General features: G+C 46.2%; 18 protein-coding genes. 17 read left to right on the top strand and 1 reads right to left on the bottom strand.

Going from position 1 to position 18,020, the window contains the following annotated elements; genetic code table 11:
• The first annotated feature begins 15 nt into the window (after nucleotides 1-15).
• The 11 genes from BLU03_RS03340 to BLU03_RS03290 all read left to right on the top strand — a co-directional run bounded on the left by BLU03_RS03340 (nucleotide 16) and on the right by BLU03_RS03290 (nucleotide 11,070).
• Nucleotides 16-954, top strand: a complete 939-nt coding sequence (locus tag BLU03_RS03340; protein ID WP_076568994.1) for an ABC transporter substrate-binding protein — start codon at nucleotides 16-18, stop codon at nucleotides 952-954.
• Between the two features lie 190 nt (nucleotides 955-1,144).
• A complete protein-coding gene (locus tag BLU03_RS03335; RefSeq protein WP_093105573.1) occupies nucleotides 1,145-2,140 on the top strand; it encodes a FecCD family ABC transporter permease in 996 nt (331 codons plus the stop codon).
• Nucleotides 2,137-3,102 carry a FecCD family ABC transporter permease gene (locus BLU03_RS03330; protein ID WP_093105571.1) on the top strand — a complete coding sequence of 322 codons (966 nt, stop codon included), beginning with the start codon at nucleotides 2,137-2,139 and terminating at the stop codon, nucleotides 3,100-3,102. Before BLU03_RS03335 ends, BLU03_RS03330 begins: the two co-directional genes overlap by 4 nt.
• Nucleotides 3,103-3,295: 193 nt before the next feature.
• Nucleotides 3,296-4,429 (top strand): NupC/NupG family nucleoside CNT transporter, encoded by a 1,134-nt coding sequence (locus BLU03_RS03325; RefSeq protein ID WP_052034766.1) that lies wholly within the window; start codon nucleotides 3,296-3,298, stop codon nucleotides 4,427-4,429.
• A 134-nt stretch (nucleotides 4,430-4,563) separates the two neighbouring features.
• Entirely contained in the window at nucleotides 4,564-5,994 is a 1,431-nt protein-coding gene (locus BLU03_RS03320) for an aldehyde dehydrogenase family protein (protein ID WP_093105568.1), read from the top strand.
• Nucleotides 5,995-6,182: 188 nt separating this feature from the next.
• Nucleotides 6,183-7,256: an undecaprenyldiphospho-muramoylpentapeptide beta-N-acetylglucosaminyltransferase gene (locus tag BLU03_RS03315; protein ID WP_093105565.1), complete on the top strand. Its 1,074-nt coding sequence runs from the start codon at nucleotides 6,183-6,185 to the stop codon at nucleotides 7,254-7,256.
• Nucleotides 7,257-7,259: 3 nt separating this feature from the next.
• Nucleotides 7,260-7,604: a hypothetical protein gene (locus BLU03_RS03310; RefSeq protein ID WP_008592195.1), complete on the top strand. Its 345-nt coding sequence runs from the start codon at nucleotides 7,260-7,262 to the stop codon at nucleotides 7,602-7,604.
• 15 nt (nucleotides 7,605-7,619) lie between these two features.
• Complete coding sequence (locus BLU03_RS03305; protein ID WP_093105563.1) at nucleotides 7,620-8,444, top strand: aldo/keto reductase; 825 nt, start codon at nucleotides 7,620-7,622, stop codon at nucleotides 8,442-8,444.
• 165 nt (nucleotides 8,445-8,609) lie between these two features.
• On the top strand, nucleotides 8,610-9,410 hold the full coding sequence (locus tag BLU03_RS03300) for a S1C family serine protease (RefSeq protein ID WP_234972543.1): 801 nt from the start codon (nucleotides 8,610-8,612) through the stop codon (nucleotides 9,408-9,410).
• Between the two features lie 215 nt (nucleotides 9,411-9,625).
• Nucleotides 9,626-10,363 (top strand): RNA polymerase sigma-I factor, encoded by a 738-nt coding sequence (gene sigI / locus BLU03_RS03295; protein ID WP_093105560.1) that lies wholly within the window; start codon nucleotides 9,626-9,628, stop codon nucleotides 10,361-10,363.
• A complete protein-coding gene (locus tag BLU03_RS03290) occupies nucleotides 10,360-11,070 on the top strand; it encodes an anti-sigma factor domain-containing protein (protein ID WP_176765387.1) in 711 nt (236 codons plus the stop codon). Before sigI ends, BLU03_RS03290 begins: the two co-directional genes overlap by 4 nt.
• A 154-nt stretch (nucleotides 11,071-11,224) precedes the next feature.
• On the opposite strand, the gene BLU03_RS03285 is transcribed toward BLU03_RS03290, so the two are convergent.
• Nucleotides 11,225-11,947, bottom strand: a complete 723-nt coding sequence (locus BLU03_RS03285) for an SDR family oxidoreductase (RefSeq protein WP_076569010.1) — start codon at nucleotides 11,945-11,947, stop codon at nucleotides 11,225-11,227.
• 280 nt (nucleotides 11,948-12,227) lie between these two features.
• Between BLU03_RS03285 and BLU03_RS03280 the strand changes: the two genes are divergently transcribed.
• The 6 genes from BLU03_RS03280 (at nucleotide 12,228) to BLU03_RS03255 (ending at nucleotide 17,995) form a co-directional block, all read left to right on the top strand.
• The gene (locus BLU03_RS03280; protein ID WP_093105555.1) at nucleotides 12,228-12,692 is read left to right on the top strand and encodes a hypothetical protein; all 465 of its coding nucleotides are present in this window, start codon (nucleotides 12,228-12,230) and stop codon (nucleotides 12,690-12,692) included.
• A 79-nt stretch (nucleotides 12,693-12,771) separates the two neighbouring features.
• On the top strand, nucleotides 12,772-13,650 hold the full coding sequence (gene dat / locus BLU03_RS03275; RefSeq protein ID WP_093105553.1) for a D-amino-acid transaminase: 879 nt from the start codon (nucleotides 12,772-12,774) through the stop codon (nucleotides 13,648-13,650).
• Nucleotides 13,651-13,675: 25 nt separating this feature from the next.
• The gene (locus BLU03_RS03270; RefSeq protein ID WP_093105550.1) at nucleotides 13,676-14,119 is read left to right on the top strand and encodes a hypothetical protein; all 444 of its coding nucleotides are present in this window, start codon (nucleotides 13,676-13,678) and stop codon (nucleotides 14,117-14,119) included.
• A 186-nt stretch (nucleotides 14,120-14,305) separates the two neighbouring features.
• Nucleotides 14,306-15,295: a TAXI family TRAP transporter solute-binding subunit gene (locus tag BLU03_RS03265; RefSeq protein ID WP_008592206.1), complete on the top strand. Its 990-nt coding sequence runs from the start codon at nucleotides 14,306-14,308 to the stop codon at nucleotides 15,293-15,295.
• Nucleotides 15,296-15,389: 94 nt separating this feature from the next.
• Nucleotides 15,390-15,899 (top strand): DUF1850 domain-containing protein, encoded by a 510-nt coding sequence (locus tag BLU03_RS03260; RefSeq protein WP_093105548.1) that lies wholly within the window; start codon nucleotides 15,390-15,392, stop codon nucleotides 15,897-15,899.
• On the top strand, nucleotides 15,896-17,995 hold the full coding sequence (locus BLU03_RS03255) for a TRAP transporter permease (protein ID WP_008592209.1): 2,100 nt from the start codon (nucleotides 15,896-15,898) through the stop codon (nucleotides 17,993-17,995). The genes BLU03_RS03260 and BLU03_RS03255 overlap by 4 nt, the downstream gene beginning before the upstream one ends.
• Nucleotides 17,996-18,020 lie beyond the last annotated feature (25 nt).

Here is an 18,020-nt window from a genome sequence, read left to right as displayed (position 1 = left end):
GTCAGGAGTGAAGTAATGAAACGTTATGCAGTACTTATAAGCATGTTTGCTTTTGTTATATTTTTAGCGGCTTGCGGAGGAAATGAAGAGGATTCTTCCGGGGAATCGCAGGAGGATAAGAAAGAAACGCGAACGATTAAACATGAAATGGGCGAAACCGAAATTACAGGAACGCCGGAGAAAGTAGTGGCTCTGGAGTTTTCCTTTGTGGATAACCTTGCTTCTCTCGGTATCACCCCGGCGGGGATCGCAGATGATGAGGATCCGGAACGTATCATAGACCCTGTTAAAGAAAAAATAGGAGACTACACTTCGGTAGGTACGAGAAAGCAGCCTTCCCTCGAAGTGATCAGTTCTCTCCAGCCGGATTTGATCATAGCCGATTATGAAAGACATCAGGATATTTATGATCAGCTTTCGGAAATTGCACCGACGATTGTCCTGCCTTCCCTTTCAGCGGATTATGCAGGCATTATCGACAGTTTCGAAACGGTTGCAAAAGCTGTGGGGAAAGAGCAGAAGGGGGAGGAAGTTCTGAAAGAACATAAAAACAGAATGGAAGAACTCCGCTCTCAGGTCCCGGAAGACGAATCAAGGACAGTTTTACCTGCCGTAGTGGCCGACAGCGGCTATTTCGCTCACAATTTCGAATCATATACCGGCTCCCTTCTTGAATCCATCGGCCTCGAAAACGCGATTCAGAGTGGAGACGACAGATATAATAAAATAAACCTGGAACAAATTGTAGAAGTCGATCCGGATGTGATGTTCCATATGGTGACCGGAGATAAGACAGTAGTGGACGAATGGAAAGAAAACGATCTGTACGGAAAAGTAAGTGCAGTAAAAGAAGACCAGGTGTACGAGGTGGACCGTAATATGTGGTCAAGATTCCGTGGGTTAATCTCCTCCGAGAAAATTCTGGAAGACGCTATCAACCACTTATATGAGTGATTTCTGAAAGAACGGACGTCATACTCCGTTCTTTCTTGTTTTACATTAATTTACCTGCTCCGGTAAAACCGGAGTATAGTAAAGGAATCGAAACAGCCCGGCTCCTTTGCTATACTCGTATGCAGAGGTGCCTGTGTTTTAAATCGGGGTATGTTTGAATTCCATGTCTTCTCGAATAGGAAGGATAGTTATGAAGAAGTCCAATCGTAAAATTATCATTACCGTACTTGCAGGCCTGCTGCTGTTGACAGCTTCTGTTTATTTCAGTCTCAGTATAGGAGCTTATACGGTATCCATCTCGGATTTAATAGGAGGGGTGACGGGAGGATCATCGACCGAAGCTGCAGAAGTCGTACGAACATTAAGGCTTCCGAGGGCTCTCGTAGCTGTACTGATAGGAGCGGGTCTTGCAGTAGCCGGGGCCATCATGCAGGCGATGACGAATAACCCTTTGGCCTCCCCTCAGATTTTCGGGGTGAATGCCGGAGGATCTCTGCTCGTCGTACTCGCCGTCGTGCTGTTCCCTGACTTCTCTCCTTCCGAAATCGTTTATTTTGCCTTCATCGGTGCAGCCCTTGGAGGAGGTCTTGTGTTTTTTACAGCTTCCTCGGGAGGTATGACCCCCGTTAAACTGGCTCTTGCCGGAATTACCATTCATATGTTTCTTACCTCCCTGATCGAATCCGTAGTGATTTTTAACGAAACCTCCACTGAAGATGTATTATTCTGGCTGGCAGGAGGAGTGGACGGTACTGATTGGGGGGATGTACAGTTGCTCCTTGTATGGGTAGGATCAGGACTGGCAGCAGCCATGCTGTTATCTCCTTCCTTTACGATTATGAGTCTCGGCGAAGAAGTGGCGAGAGGGCTTGGACAGCGGGTTGTTTGGATGAGAATGGCCGCTTCACTCATTGTAGTACTTCTTGCGGGTGCAGCAGTGTCTATTGCAGGTCCTATAGGGTTTGTCGGTCTCATCATTCCTCACATCGCCCGGAAGCTCGTGGGTACCGATTACAAAATTGTGCTGCCGGTCTGTGCGCTGTTCGGGGGAATTCTTCTGTCTGTTTCGGACGTTCTGTCAAGGTTCATCGCCTTTCCGGCCGAATCCCCTGTAGGAATCGTTACGGCATTGATCGGTGCTCCCTTTTTCTTATATTTGGCACAAAAAGGAGGGCAGACAACATGAAGAACAGATCTCCTTTTCTTATCATCAGTGTACTGGCTGCGGGAGTTCTTGTTGCCGGTATCCTCTCCGCAGGGGTAGGAGCCGTTTATGTCTCACCTGCTGCCATCTTTAGCGGGGAGCAGTCATTTCTGTTCATGAACTTCAGAGTCCCCCGCCTTATTATAGCACTGCTTGTCGGTGCCGGCCTGGGCATATCCGGCGCGATTTTACAGGCGGTTATCCGTAATCCGCTTGCTTCTCCTGACGTCATAGGTATTACGAAAGGGGCAGGCTTTGCAGCAGCGTCCACCATCATACTCTTTCCCGGGCTCCCTCCGCAGGCGGTACCGGTTGCGGCGTTTCTCGGTGCGGGGATCGTGACGGCAGGTCTTTACCTGTTCGCTTTTCGGCAACGGGTGCAACCGGCTACGCTTGCGCTTGTGGGAATAGCTCTGGGGGCCATTTTTCAGGCCGGCATCCAGTTTTTGACCGTACGGTATCCGGTAGAGACGAATGCGGCCCTCGTATGGCTGACCGGAAGTCTGTGGGGTAAAGACTGGAGCGACATATGGATGCTTCTTCCCTGGATAATTATATTCTCCGGGATAGCGATGTTTCTTACCGGGAAAATGGACATTTTACAACTGGGGGATGACGTGGCTGAGGGCCTCGGGGAAAGTGTAAAAGCAGCACGCATTGTTCTTCTTCTTGTGTCCGTTGTGCTTGCAGGTGTGTCAGTGGCTATTGTAGGGACCCTCGGTTTCGTAGGGCTGGTAGCACCGCACATAGCGAGACAGCTGGTCGGGAATAAACATATCGTACTTTTGCCTGCCTCCGCACTGACGGGAATGATTCTTCTTCTAGTCGCCGACGGGCTCGGGAGGGGACTGGTCCCTCCTACGGAAATTCCTGCAGGGATTTTTACAGCTGTCATAGGAGCTCCATACTTTCTGTATCTTTTAAGAAAAATGCAGAAAACGTAAGTGAAATTAGAATATTTTTTCTATTTGCAGGATTCTTGCATGACGTCTGACAACCTGTTACAATCCATATGTAAGCGTTATATGAAAATGTTTTCACTGCTTTTTTTATAAAATATTAAGGGGGACGCATCTGTGGTCAGTTTTCTTCTGAGCTTGGCATCCATCGCTGTCGTGATCGGCATTGCTTTTTTTAATGTCCAATGATAAGAAAAACATTAATTTCATCGGTGTCGGTACAATGCTTTTGGCTCAACTAGTTACTACGTTTTTCATGTTCCAGACTCCGTGGGGAGAAGCGCTCATCAAGGGAATTTCGGCGGTTTTCAATAAACTGATAGAGTTCGGGACAGAAGGGGTCAATTTTATTCTTGGAGGAGTGGCAGTCGAAGAAGGCGGTTCCGTATTTTTCTTCAACGTACTTCTGCTGATTGTATTTTTCTCGACTCTCCTTTCCGTTTTGACACATCTGAAAATTCTTCCGTTTATCATCAAATATCTTGGTTTAGGTCTTTCGTTTATTACACGTCTTCCGAAAGTAGAGTCGTTCAACGCGGTGAACAGTATCTTCTTCGGCCAGTCGGAAGCGATTATTGCAATCAAATCCCAGTTTCAGCGACTGAACAATAACCGCCTTTATATTGTCAGTGCTTCAGCGATGGGATCTGTTTCCGCCTCGATCGTCGGAGCTTATCTGAACATACTGCCTGAGCAGTTCGTACTTGTCGCTCTGCCGCTAAACATGTTCAGCGCATTGATTGTAGCTTCTATTATCGCACCGGTTAAGGTGCCGAAAGAAGAGGACGAGGTGGACATCCAGGATGTTTCTCAGTCCAAAAGTATTTTTGAAGCGATGGGGAACGGGGCGCTCGATGGCGGAAAGATTGCACTTATCGTCGGGGCCATGCTTATCGCCTTCATCGCTTCCCTCGAACTTGTGAACTATGCTATATCTGCCATATTTGCAGGCGTTACGTTACAGGAGATTCTTGGTTATATATTTGCTCCTATCGGGTTCCTTATGGGTATCCCGGCTTCTGAAACCGTACAATCGGGTGCGATTATGGGTACGAAGATCATTACAAACGAATTTGTCGCTATGCTTCAGTTCGAACAGATGCTTAGTGAAGTCTCCGATAAAACAGTGGGAGTCGTCACCGTCTTCCTTACCAGTTTCGCTAACTTCTCCTCCATAGGTATCATTGCAGGTACAGTGCAGGGAATTGATGCTAAAAAAGGTGCGGAAGTTTCCAGTTTCGGTATGAAACTCCTTATCGGTGCCACACTCGGCTCCATTCTTTCCGGTACGATGGCCGGTATATTCCTTTAAGACGAAGGACCTGACTGCTTCATTCAGCAGTCAGGTTTTTTTGTGTACAACTTTGCTTCGCTAATAAATTGTTTATTGTGAAAAAAAATAGGAAATACTGTGAGAAAGCCTTATTTAGGAAAAGGAGTGGAAATATGGAGGACTTTAAACTTTATATTGATGGACAATGGGTGGATACGGAAGAAAAAGCGGAAGTACTGGATAAATATTCGATGGAGCCGTATGCAAGTGTCCCACAGGCTTCCGAGAAAGAAGTCGACCAGGCTGTGAAAGCGGCAGAGGACGCCTATAATGAAGGTCCGCTCCCACCTTATGAACGGTTCAAAATATTGAAGAAGGTAAGCGAATTGATGCAGGAAAGAAAAGAAGATCTGGCCCTGACGATCACAAAGGAAGCCGGGAAGCCCCTGAAACAGGCCCGGACAGAAATTGACCGTGCGACGCAGACGGTGGAATTATCAGCAGAAGAAGCGAAGCGTATCAGCGGAGAAGGTGTACCGGTGGAAGCATCTCCCGGGTCTGAGAATCGCATGGCTTTTACAATCAGGGTGCCGGTAGGGGTCGTAGGTGCGATAAGTCCTTTCAACTTCCCGATGAACCTCGTCTGTCACAAAATAGCTCCGGCGATTGCAGCGGGTAATGCGGTAGTACTTAAACCGGCCAGTAAAACCCCGGTGACCGCTCTTAAACTCGCCTCCCTGTTCCACGAGGCAGGTCTCAGGAAAGGCTTATTCAACGTTGTTATCGGGTCGGGATCAACTGTAGGGAATCAGATGATGCAGGATGAGAGAATCTCCCTTTACACATTCACCGGAAGTTCCAAAGTCGGTCTGAAACTGAAACAGAATACAGGAATGAATAAACTCATTCTTGAACTTGGTAACAACTCTCCTGTCATTATAGATAAGCACGCAGATATTGATAAAGCGGCTGAGAATACCGCAGCTAAAAGTTATGCATTCGCAGGTCAGACGTGTATTTCGGTCCAGCGTCTGTATGTGCACGAAGAAGTAAAAAAAGAGTTCGAAAATAAATTCATCCAAGCTCTCAAGAAATTAAAAGTCGGAGATCCGAATGATCCGGATACCGATGTAGGTCCTATGATAGGCGAGAAGGAAGCCGAGGCAGCGGTGGAATGGATAGAAGAGGCGAAATCGGGTGGAGCGACTGTTCTCCATGGAGGTACAAGAAAAGGAGCACTTCTTGAACCTACCGTGCTCACCGACGTTGATGAGTCGATGAAAGTGGTAAGTGAGGAAGTTTTTGCTCCGGTCGTAAGTATTTTGTCCTTCTCCAACCTTAAAGAAGGTGTAAAAGAGGTGAATAAATCGAAATACGGTCTGCAGGGAGGAATCTTTACCCAGAATGTCAACAATGCTTTCTATGCAGCAAGAAACGTGCAGGTAGGCGGATTTATGGTGAATGATTCTTCCCAGTATCGCGTCGACCTGATGCCTTATGGCGGCGTGAAAGAAAGCGGCTGGGGTAAAGAAGGTCCTAAATATACTATCGAAGATATGACGGAAGAGCGTCTGGTAGTAATGAATCTCGATGACCCTTCCTAACATCGTTTTCTCAAAAGCTGCCCTCCCCTGGGCAGCTTTTTTGTGTGGAAAATCGATGAATGACGGTTGTCCGTCGACTGTAATTTCTTTTTTGTATACGGTAAGATATGATTAAATGAGGGTGGCAGTGATGCGTGAATCAATCAGCAGTGCTGGGCTACGATTTTTAAAAGAAGGGGAAGATACATATGAAAAGAATGCTGTTCACAGGCGGGGGGACCGCCGGGCACGTAATCGTGAATACGGCACTGATTCCTGCCGTACAGAAAAAAGGATACGACATTGATTATATAGGTTCGTACAATGGGATAGAGAAAGAACTGATAGCGCCTATGGAGGGAGTAGACTACCACAGTATTTCGACAGGCAAGCTGAGAAGGTACATGTCGAAAGAAAATTTTAAAGATCCGTTCAAAGTGGCGAAGGGGACGTTTCAGGCGCTGTCGGTTTTAAAAAGAAAGAAACCGGGAGTCATTTTCTCGAAAGGCGGATTTGTCAGCGTACCTGTAGTACTTGCTGCCAAGCTCGCGCGAGTACCGGTTTTGATTCATGAATCGGACTACACCCCCGGACTTGCCAACAAATTGTCTTTTCCTTTTGCAGACAGAATTCTTACGACATTCCCGGAAACGATGAAGCATGTACCGGAGAAGAAGTCGGAATATATCGGCGCGATTATCAGGGAGGAACTTTTTCTCGGAGACGCCGATGCCGCCAGAGAGATGACCGGTTTCTCCGACGATAAACCTGTCCTTCTCGTAATGGGAGGGAGTACCGGATCCGAGACGATAAACACGGCTATACGGGACAACCTCGATCAGCTTCTTCTGAATTACAACATCATTCATCTGTGCGGAAAGGGCCACAGGGAGGAAGCTTATAACGTAAAAGGTTATATACAGTATGAGTATGTCAAAGATGAACTGAAGGATTTACTGAAACTAGCTGACCTCGTCGTCTCCCGCGCCGGGGCTAATGCAATTTTTGAATTCGTGGCATTGAAAAAACCTATGCTTCTCATACCTCTCTCCCGCAAGGTGAGCAGGGGAGATCAGATTCTGAACGCCCAATCTTTTGAACGTCAGGGGTTTGCTCACAGTCTTGAAGAGGAACAGGTTACGAAGAAAAGCTTTCTGGAAGCCGTAAGAAAGCTGGACGAAGATCAGGAGCAGTTGAAAACACATATGGAAAAATATGAGGTGGAAAAATCGAAGGAGCACGTCATCGAGCTGCTGGAGCAGTATGAGAAAAGAAAGGGGTAAGTTATGACACATGCCTGTCGGTACTGCCAAAAACCGATCCGTGACCGGGATGAGCTCGTGACCGCCGCAAAATGGTTCAGTATACGTCCGTACCACTACATCTGTTACGATCAGGCGGCCCGGGAAGTAGAAAGGATCGGCGACAACGAAAAACCATTGAACAATATGCCGAACACTATTATCTCGATCATTATGCTGGCGGTCAGTATATTTTTTCTTGCCGGTTCAGCTCTTGGTTCTATCGGTGATCTGCTCGGAGTGCTGACTTTGTATCCACCATTGATGAGAATTCTTTCCTATGTGAGATATGAACATCCGCTTCCGGTATTTCTGGAAAACAAACGTTAGAAGGAGGAAGAAATGATGAATTTGGAATCCACAGTTACATTGTCAAATGGAGTGAAAATCCCTCAGCTGGGTCTGGGTGTTTATAAAGTGGCACAGGAAGAGGCGAAAGAAACTGTTTCCACAGCCCTTGATCTCGGATACCGCCATATCGACACTGCCTCTTTTTATGGAAATGAAAGGGAAGTGGGGAGTGCTATCGCAGAGTCGAATATCCCGAGAGAAGAGATTTTTGTAACGACGAAGGTGTGGAACGATGAGCAGGGTTACGCAGAAACGATTAAAGCTTTTGAGCGCAGCCTTGATAAATTACAAACGGATTATGTCGATTTATACCTCATTCACTGGCCGGTTCCCGGTAAATTTCAGGATACGTGGAAAGCTCTTGAAGACCTCTATAATCAGGGACGTGCGAGAGCGATAGGCGTCTGTAATTTCCAGGAACATCACCTGGAAAAACTGTTGGAGACGGCGGAAGTAATGCCGGTCGTCGACCAGGTGGAGTTTCACCCGCGCCTTTATCAGAAAGACCTGCTTGACTTCTGTTCTGCAAAAGGTATAAAGCTGGAAGCGTGGGCTCCTCTCGGAAGAGCCAGATATTTGGATTCTCCCGTACTGCAATCATTGGCTGAGAAGCATAATAAAACGCCTGCTCAGATTATTATCCGCTGGGGGCTTCAGCACGGAATCGTCACTATTCCGAAATCCACCAGACGCAAACGTCAAAAAGAGAACGCCGACGTTTTCGATTTTGAACTAAGTCCCGAAGATATAAATGAAATTGATGAAATGGATCGGAATGAACGTCAGGGGAAACATCCGGATGAATTTCCATATGATTGACGTTCCCTGAACAATATAGCAGTTATACAAGACGCGTGGATCGAGATAGAATCGATCTGCGCGTCTGTTTTTATAGTAAAAGACGAAATATTTCCGGGGGAATAACCGGAAATGTTCAAAAGATGACTTCAGTGATAAAATTAACGTAAGAATCGAGGTGAGCCCGTGAGCTGGAGAGACGATGAGCAGATGGATGAAGATTTGAAAGAGAACCTGAATGAAGAAGAAATGGCAGAACTGATTGAAGAAGAAAATTCCTTCCCTCGCAAGGAACGTACAGAAAAAAGAAAAAACAGGAACCCTTTCTCGAAGTGGCTGATTATATTAATAGCTTTTTTCATGTTTTTAAGCGTAATCAGTGCCATTCCCCGTACGTTTTCCATCCCGGCTATAGACTTCCTTATTACTTCGGCCAAGTTATACACTGATGAAGACGTTCGTCAATACAAAGAATCTGTGGTAGTGGTGGAAGCGGGGGAAAAGAAAGGGACAGGCTTCTCTTACACGTCCGACGGGGAAATACTTACCAACCATCACGTAATAGAAGGGGAAAAAAGAATCTCGGTTTCCTTTGAAGAAGAAGGCCTTTATTCAGCGGAGGTCGTAGAAGAATATGAAAAAATAGACCTCGCTGTTCTGAAAGTATCAGGTAAGAACCTGCCTCATCTCGAACTTGCGGACCGGGCACAATTTCAGGGGGATCCGCCTATCCGATTTATCGGGAACCCGCTGCGGTTTATAAGGATTGCGAACGAAGGGGAAATCATAGGGATGAAAGAACTTGAGGGCTGGGAAGAAAAAGTGCTGGTGCTGGATGCCCCTGTGTACCGGGGGAATTCCGGGAGTCCGGTTATCAATGAGGAAGGGAAAGTCACAGGAATCGTATTTGCAACGTTGCAGACGGACGACCATGGAAAAGTGGGTCTGGCAGTCCCGGTGGATCATTTTCATGAAGTGAACAGATAATAGTCATTATTGTTTGCAACAGAATCTTAAAAAAATGTAATCAGTGTGTTCTCGCTAACACTCCCGTCGTTTAGTAAAATAGTTTCATCAAGTTGTGAATCGCACGACTTAGTAACGAATATACATTTGTTAAATCGATGAAACAATTCTAATAAAACGCTTCCACAGTATTGGTGGTTGTAACGAAAACATTTAACAGCCGGGGGTGAAGAAGGTTGAGCGTACATCTGTTTATGAATAAAGAGTCAGCCCTGGAGACACAGGTGACTGCGGCCCAGTTCGGGGATGAGGAGATAAGACATGAACTCATCTCCAAATATCAACCTTTCGTTGCCAAGTGTGTCTCGGAAGTGTGCAAGAAATATATCAGTCCTTCCCGGGATGATGAATTCAGCATAGGGCTTATAGCATTCAATGATGCGATCGATTCCTATGTCATAGATAAAGGTGCTGCTTTCCTTTCTTTTGCAAAGCTGGTCATCAAACGGAGGGTAATCGATTACATCCGTCAGCAGACCTCCCCTATAATAATGACTTCTATAAATAATCTGAATGACCAGGAAGAAAAAACGGAAAGCCCTGCTGAAGTACAGATTTCGAGAGAAAAATTCGAAGTGGAAACGGAAGCGTGGTACCGGAGAACGGAAATCGAAGAATTTCAGCAGCAGCTTCGTCATTTCCGTCTGTCTTTCAAGGAACTGACAGAAGTTGCCCCAAGACACAGAGATGCAAGAGAATCTGCCCTCAAAGTAGCGCATATTGTTTTTCATAACGAGGAGTTACGTACTAAAGTATTAAGTAAAGGCCGTTTGCCGATCAAAGAATTGAGTGACAAAGTCACTGTAAGTAAAAAGACGTTAGAGCGGAATCGCAAGTATATTATTTCTCTTGTGCTTATACTGTCAGGTGACTACGTATATCTGAAAGATTATCTGAAGGGGGTAGATGTGTGAAGAAGGGAGTAGTCCTTGAACATAAAGTACGTTCGACTATTGTGTTCACCAGCGAAGGCGAGTTTGTGAAAGCCAGGAAAATCCCTGATGCAAAAGTGGGGGAAGAAGCTTTTTACGAAAAGAAACCCGGCTTTTCACTCAACTGGATGCCTCCTAAAAAGTTCAGTGCTTTTGCGATTGTTCTGGCTTTTCTTCTCGCTTTTGTACCTGCTTATTTATGGTATGGAAATGATAAAACCTATGCTTACGTGAATATAGACATTAATCCGAGCTTCGAGGCGAAGATAAATCGGGAGCTTGAGGTTATCTCGTTGGAAGCTGCTGATGATGAAGCTCAGGTTATTATAAAAAACATGGAAGAATGGGAAGGGAAAAAGCTGGCTGCCGTAACTTCCCAGTTGTGTGAAGCTGTCAACGGTGACGGTGCTTCCGGAGAAGAAAATGTACTTTTAGGTATTTCTTATTTAGCAGGGAAGGAAGAGCTGGAGATCAGTAAAAATGTAAGGCAATTTCTCGCTCAGGAAGAGGAAGCTTACGAGGCTGCTGTGTATACAGTGCCGTCCAAGTGGAAGGAAGAAGCCGAAAAAGTCGGGAAAACTGTGAATTCTTTAGTCAATGAACGAATTACCGCAAGTGAAGAGGTTACTGAGATTGAAGATGATGTGAAAGATGTGATTCGGATGTTTTTCGAGTCGAAGAAAGATTGAGCAGCTGTAGAGAGGTTTCTCAGGAAGACGATTCGTATCGATGTATTAAAACGTTCGTTATAATAAAAGATGAGTAAAGAAGCAGCCAATAGAAGCAGTGTAATACTGCTTCTGCTGACTGCTTCTTTTGTTTAAGGACAGGGTGCATATACAGTTACGGTCTTGGATAATCCTGGGCTAGTGGATGGATATGCATTTCGTCTACCTGCATATGTTTCGGGGCAGAAGCCATGTGCAGTAGTCCTGCAGCTACATCATCAGCTTTCAACCAGTCTTTTTTCTCCGGGTCACCTTCTGTACCTCCGGCAAAATTCGTATCCGTCATGCCGGGGTTAATCGTCCCGACCCGTATACCAAAAGGTTTTAATTCCTGAGCGACGGATCCCATGAAACCCTGCACGGCATATTTGGTGGCAGTATACAATGACCCGTTCTCGGGTATCGAATAACGGGAGACATCGGAAGCTACAGTCAGAATGGTACCTGATTGCTGTTTCTTCATTTGTGGGATGACAGATTTAGTAGCCAGGAATACGCCCTGTACGTTCACCTCGAACATTTTTTTCCATTCTTCGAGTGTGATATCCTCCAGAGCCTGAAATTTTCCCACGCCGGCATTGTTGATGAGTACATCTACACGACCATACGTATTGATTGTGGAATGGATGATCTGTTCCATCGCACCTTCCCTGGTGACATCGCTTACCAGAGCAACTACGTCATTGAAGCCGGCCTCTTCAAGAGATTTTTTCGTATCATATATATCTTCGGAACTTCCGGTTACAGTGAGCCGCGCTCCGGCTTTGGCGAAATGGAAAGCTGCGGCCCGGCCTATACCGCGTGAAGCACCAGTGATTACAACGATTTCATTCTTCATATAAAGATCCTCCTCTGCAGGTTGTAAGTTTGGATAGATGATGACCAGTTGAAGTGTCGCTTCACCTGATTACGCTGCTATTATTTTCGTCATTTTCCGGAAAAGAATCAACCCCTGACTGATTCCCCGGAAAAAGAGGGGATTCCCTCCTATTTAACAGAATATCATATGATTGGAAACAACATGTTCAATTTCTTAAAAGAATAGCGTTCAGGTAAAGAAAGTTTTTTTCCTCCTGTGCTATAATGAGTAAAGTTTGAACTGTAGGGAGAGATTCGCTTTGGCTATGAAAGAGAGGACCTGGTTAAGGCTGACGGTCAGTGGCATTTTTTTATTGGCATTTTTAATATTGCTGAGTATTGTCACTATGGAAAAGACTTCTGTGCAGAGAGTGTATGTTACCTTAAGTGAAGTGACGGGGGTAATGACTCTTGTTACGGCAGTTACTGCTGTAACAAAAGATAAGCGGAGAAAATGGATGTTCATAGGAACTGTTTCTTTTCTTGTCACCTGGGCAATGCTGGCTGTTGCGTATGAAATCGGTCTTGATGAAGATACATCCGCCGGCTGGCTGTGGTTTTTTCTTTATTACGTAATAGCCCTGGTTACTATAATTATTCTGAAAAAAGGTGTACGGGAAACGCCGGGGAAAGAACTGCTTTTCCCTGTTACTTTGCTTTTCTTTACAGGAATCCAGCTTGTGTACGTTTTCGCTGTACATATTTTTTGGAATCTTCCCTTCTGAGCAGGGGAACAACGAACGGATCAGACGATACGGACGGGTCCTGGTGGATCGTCCCTAAAGATTGACAGGAGGTTTATATATGAGTTTATACGATTGGATTCTGACCGGAAAAGAGTTCGTGGAAAAGAACGACCTGAGTTATCCCTTCGAAGAAAGAGGCCTTCAGTTCGGTGATGGAGTGTACGAAGTTATCCGGATTTATGAGGGGGAATACTATCTTATCGAAGAGCATGTTGAACGTCTGTACCGTTCTGCAGCAGCAATCAAAATAGACGTACCTTTTCAGAAACAGGAATTATACGCTCACTTGCATGAACTTCTGAATAAAAACAGTGTACGTAATGATGCAACGATGTATCTCCAGCTTACGAGAGGTTCAGCTCCGAGAGACCACGCATTCCCCCTCAACACCGAAGCTAATCTGTATGCGTATGTGAAAGATTTCGCCCGCAACACTGACTCGCTGGAAGAAGGTGCCCCTGCCATTACTATGGAAGATATACGGTGGGAATGGTGTTATATTAAAAGTCTGAATCTGCTTCCGAACGTTCTCGCCAAACAAAACGCCAAGGAACTGGGCGCAAAAGAAGCGATTCTTCATAAAGACGGAAACGTGACGGAAGGAAGTTCCTCAAATATTTACCTGGTGCGGAACGGTAAGGTATATACCCACCCCGCAACGAAACGTATCCTCGGCGGATGCGTGCGCATGAAAATAGAGGAGTTCTGCAAGGAAGCGGACATTCCGTTTATAGAAGAAGCTTTCCGGATGGAAGACTTCGAAGGCGCGGACGAGGTATTTATGACGAGCAGTACTTCGGAGGTACAGCCCCTGACTAAGGTTGATGAGGTGACAATCGGCGATGGCCGGCCTGGTCCGGTAACGAGGAAGCTGCAGGCTGCTTACGAAAAAGATGCGGGAATTACGGGAACGGCAGCGATTTTTTCAAAAGAATAATACTTTCAGAAAAGGCGGAAACACAATGAGTTATCATTCTATAGATGTTTCAAAGGAACAGCTTCGTACAATGGTGGCTTCCATGTTTCTTTCCACATGGATAGTCAATTATCCGAGACAGGAACTGAACAAAGAGTTCGAAGATGTGCGGAATCTTGTGCTGGCTGAATACTACAAAGATTCCATGCAGGAAGAAGTGGAATACCAGCCCCATGCGGACGTTTATGAGCTGAATCAGGAAACGGAAAATAAGTGGATGGAACGCTACGTGCAGGAATATGATGAACATAGTTTCTGGGATCAGCTTATTGAAAAACTGAGCCAGAAAGAAATGATCGATGCCTTTGGGGAGGAAATAATGAATCGCCCGCTGAAGGAAAAAGAAGTGGAAAAACAATTAGAAATAGAAGCGAAAGTGGAAGAGAAACTGGAGAAGAACGGGTTATGGGCTTTAACGTGGGAAGATTGATGACATAAAGTCCGACAAAGCGGGTGACAAAGATGTGAAAAAATTCTTTTCACCCGCACTACTTTCGTGTAGAATATATTTTGGTCCCGAATCTTATTTTTGCTGCAACATACTGAAAGAACGGTTTCAAACTTATCGTACGAACGATTAATAAGTTCACATACTACAATTACAGGAGGTAATTTTATGAAAAAAGGGTTTTTATTATTCCTATTGTTGGGAACGCTTTCTCTTGTGCTGGCTGCTTGTGGCGGCGGTACTTCGAGTAGCGACGAAGGAAGTTCCGATAACGGTGAAGGGGGCGAAAGCGGAGATACAGAGTTCGTGCAGATCCTCACAGGCGGAACGCAGGGTACATATTACCCGCTTGGAGGAGCATTTGCGAATATCCTGACCAGTGAAATAGATAATCTGGAAGCAAACGCTACGTCTACAGGGGCTTCCGTGGAAAATATGAAATCCATGCGTGACGGCGACGGCCAGCTCGCATTCACTCAGACAGACATCGCTTCTTACGCAAAGAACGGAGAAGTTATGTTTGATGAAAAGATTGAAAATCTTCAGGCTATCGGAACTCTTTACCCTGAAACTATCCAAATCGTAACGACGGCTGATACAGGAATAGAATCAGTGGAAGACCTTGAAGGCAAAGTTGTTTCCGTAGGGGCGGTCGGTTCCGGAACTCATGCGAACGCAGAGAACATTCTGGACATTCACGGTCTTTCAATTGAAGACGATATCGAAGCCCGCGACCTTGCTTTCGATGACTCTACGTCCGGAATCCAGGATGGGACGATTGATGCGGCATTCATTACATCCGGTACACCGACGGGTGCCGTAGAAAGTCTGGCGGCTACTTCCGATGTCAACATCGTTCCTGTGGAACAGGATAAAGTCAAAGAACTGATTGACGAGTACGGGTACTATGCTCAGGACGAAATTCCTGAAGGTACTTACGGACTTGAAAAAGCGGTAAGCACGGTAGCTGTTCAGGCTATGCTTGTAACTGATTCCAACTTAAGTGAAGATCTCGTCTATAATATGACAAAAGCTATTTTCGAAAACACGGATCAGGTTCAGCATGCCAAAGGGGAGCAGATTACTGCCGAGAGTGCTCAGGAAGGTGTAGGTATCGATCTTCACCCCGGAGCGAAAAAATATTTTGATGAACAGTAAGAAAAGCCTATAGCAGGGAAAAGGAAAGGGACTGTCAGACAGGATACTGTCCGGCACAGTCCCTTTTCGTCTCTGACAAGAGGACAGGGATACTATGAAAAAATGGATAGTCGCAGTGCTGACTGTCTTGGCAGTCGGTATCCTGCTGGCCTGGATATTCATTCCTTGCCGCTACGTGCTTACTGTAACTACGATGCCCGGGGAAGAAAGAGTATATTTTTTGCCTGTATCCGAAAACGATCATTTTCAGCTTCAATTCATCCACTCTGTTCACTTGTCCAGGGTGGTGGAAGAGTATGAAATGAAAGGCCGTTCTTTAAAGCCGGTCCGGCTTATATACGAGGACACGGCGATCGGCATGCCTTCCAATGCAGGGGAAGGGGAGTCGTTTGAAATGAAGAACGGGAAATATTACATCACAAATCTTCAGGGTTCGCATTCCAGTTTAGACCTGAACATAGGTCAGGTGAAGGCGGAACATACTATTAACTATCATGATAATTCTTATTTACTTAAAGATTCCATTGAGGCGGGAAGCTGGGTGCGTATCGCCCCTGCATACGTCTCTAATCTGGAATTGTGGAGAGGAGTGAAGCTGCAATGAGTGAAACTAACGAATCAGTGGAAAAACAGAAAGAAGTTATGGAAAAGTACGACCCCGAGTCCGGCGTCCGGGAACTCACCGGGAAGATAGCTAAAATAGTATTTATTTTACTACTTTCTTTTTCCGTATTTCAGTTACTTACATCCACCGTCTACCAGGTGCAGGCTCAGATTCTCCGTTCTGTACACGTAGGCTTCGGTCTTGTACTGATTTTTCTGTTGTACCCCGCTACTAAGAAGAATAGAAGCAAAGGGAAAATTGCGTGGTACGATATAGGCCTCGCCATTCTCGGAGGCGGAGTAGGTTTATACTGGCCGCTGTTTTATGAAGATATCGTCCTCCGGGCCGGCGACATGACCCAGCTTGATTTTTACGTGGGAGCTTTGGCGATAGTGCTTGTGCTTGAAGCGACGAGGAGAGCCGTGGGTATACCTATTACGGTTATTGCGGCACTTTTCCTCGCTTACGCGTACTGGGGTCGCCAGATGCCGAGTTTTCTCGTACACAGAGGGGTGGACCTCGATAATCTCGTGCAGTCCATGTTCTTTACTACAGAGGGTATTCTCGGTACACCAATCGCCGTCTCCTCCACGTTCATCTTTTTATTCCTGTTGTTCGGTGCTTTCCTCGTCAAGACGGGAGTAGGTCAGTATTTCAATGACCTGGCTGTTGCTCTGGCAGGTAAAAGAACGGGGGGGCCTGCGAAAGTTGCGATTTTCTCCAGTGCCCTGCAGGGGACGATAAGCGGAAGTTCCGTGGCGAACGTGGTTACGTCCGGATCTTTCACTATCCCGATGATGAAAAAACTCGGGTACCGCCGGGAATTTGCCGGGGGAGTGGAAGCGGCTGCTTCGACAGGAGGACAGCTCATGCCTCCGATAATGGGTGCAGCGGCTTTCCTTATGATCGAATTTATCGGAATCGACTACTGGTCGATTGCTAAAGCGGCTCTCATACCAGCAATTCTGTATTTTACAGGTATCTGGATTATGACCCACTTCGAAGCTAAAAGAACGGGTCTGAGCGGCTTGCCGGATGAAGATATTCCGGATAAAAAAGAAGTGCTGAAAAAGCTTTACCTGCTACTGCCGATTGTGGCTATCGTCGTCTTTCTGGCAAGCGGGGTAAGCGTTATGCGTTCCGCCCTTTACGGCATACTGACTGTCATACTGGTAGGTCTGCTGCGGGAGGAGAAATTCAGGAAAATTTACGTCGCTACCTTTGCCGCAGGCTTTGTCGGTTTCGGCATTTACGGCTTTCTGCAAGGCGGATTCTCTATCCTTGACTCCATTATTGCCGGCACGCTCGTAACGATTATAGTGAGCTACCTTTTCGACGGAAATCTCAAGGATACGATTGATGCTCTCGTAAGTGGTGCCAGAACGGCTCTTGGAGTTGTAGCGGCCACGGCGGCGGCAGGTATTATCGTAGGAGTGGTAACGAAAACGGGACTCGGGCTGAAACTTGCCAACAGTCTTGTCACTCTTGCGGACGGTCAGATTCTGATTACGCTTTTCTTTACGATGATTGCCGCTATTATACTTGGTATGGGCTCGCCGACAACGGCTAACTATGTCATCACCTCCACGATTGCAGCTCCGGCTGTCATTCTTCTTGGGGTGCAGGATCTGGCAGCTCACCTGTTCGTTTTCTACTTCGGCATTATAGCGGATATCACTCCGCCTGTAGCGCTTGCGGCGTTCGCAGCTTCCGGTGTTGCGTCTTCCGAACCGATACGAACCGGGCTGAACGCAGCGAAGCTTGCCATTGCCGCATTCATCATCCCGTACATGTTCGTACTTTCACCGGAACTGTTGATGATCGACACGAACGTCGGGGAAGTATCATGGATTCTGTTCACAGCCATAACCGGAATGATGGCTATAGGCGCCGGGCTGGTCGGATACTGGTTCAGAAAAGTGGAATGGTACGAACGGATACCGGCAGTTCTCGGAGGACTCACACTCATTTATCCGGGACTTTGGAGCGACATTATCGGGTTGAGCATATTTGCTATCCTGCTTGCTCTTCAATTCCTGGTTAAAAAAGACGGACTTGGCGTACCGGTTGTGAAAACGACCCGTCAGGACGCTTGAACGTAAGCAGGTGAAATGAAACAAA

Source organism: Salimicrobium album, from assembly GCF_900107115.1.
Taxonomy (GTDB): domain Bacteria; phylum Bacillota; class Bacilli; order Bacillales; family Halobacillaceae; genus Salimicrobium; species Salimicrobium album.
The sequence above is the reverse complement of the archived record's forward strand: the minus strand, read 5'-3'. Positions and strand labels throughout refer to the sequence as shown.

What these genes read in the sequence shown, in the direction of transcription:
- BLU03_RS03340 (WP_076568994.1), top strand. Translation starts at nt 16, where the DNA reads ATGAAACGTTATGCAGTACTTATAAGCATGTTTGCTTTTGTTATATTT.
- BLU03_RS03335 (WP_093105573.1), top strand. Translation starts at nt 1,145, where the DNA reads ATGAAGAAGTCCAATCGTAAAATTATCATTACCGTACTTGCAGGCCTG.
- BLU03_RS03330 (WP_093105571.1), top strand. Translation starts at nt 2,137, where the DNA reads ATGAAGAACAGATCTCCTTTTCTTATCATCAGTGTACTGGCTGCGGGA.
- BLU03_RS03325 (WP_052034766.1), top strand. Translation starts at nt 3,296, where the DNA reads ATGTCCAATGATAAGAAAAACATTAATTTCATCGGTGTCGGTACAATG.
- BLU03_RS03320 (WP_093105568.1), top strand. Translation starts at nt 4,564, where the DNA reads ATGGAGGACTTTAAACTTTATATTGATGGACAATGGGTGGATACGGAA.
- BLU03_RS03315 (WP_093105565.1), top strand. Translation starts at nt 6,183, where the DNA reads ATGAAAAGAATGCTGTTCACAGGCGGGGGGACCGCCGGGCACGTAATC.
- BLU03_RS03310 (WP_008592195.1), top strand. Translation starts at nt 7,260, where the DNA reads ATGACACATGCCTGTCGGTACTGCCAAAAACCGATCCGTGACCGGGAT.
- BLU03_RS03305 (WP_093105563.1), top strand. Translation starts at nt 7,620, where the DNA reads ATGAATTTGGAATCCACAGTTACATTGTCAAATGGAGTGAAAATCCCT.
- BLU03_RS03285 (WP_076569010.1), bottom strand. Translation starts at nt 11,947, where the DNA reads ATGAAGAATGAAATCGTTGTAATCACTGGTGCTTCACGCGGTATAGGC.
- dat (WP_093105553.1), top strand. Translation starts at nt 12,772, where the DNA reads ATGAGTTTATACGATTGGATTCTGACCGGAAAAGAGTTCGTGGAAAAG.
- BLU03_RS03270 (WP_093105550.1), top strand. Translation starts at nt 13,676, where the DNA reads ATGAGTTATCATTCTATAGATGTTTCAAAGGAACAGCTTCGTACAATG.
- BLU03_RS03265 (WP_008592206.1), top strand. Translation starts at nt 14,306, where the DNA reads ATGAAAAAAGGGTTTTTATTATTCCTATTGTTGGGAACGCTTTCTCTT.
- BLU03_RS03260 (WP_093105548.1), top strand. Translation starts at nt 15,390, where the DNA reads ATGAAAAAATGGATAGTCGCAGTGCTGACTGTCTTGGCAGTCGGTATC.
- BLU03_RS03255 (WP_008592209.1), top strand. Translation starts at nt 15,896, where the DNA reads ATGAGTGAAACTAACGAATCAGTGGAAAAACAGAAAGAAGTTATGGAA.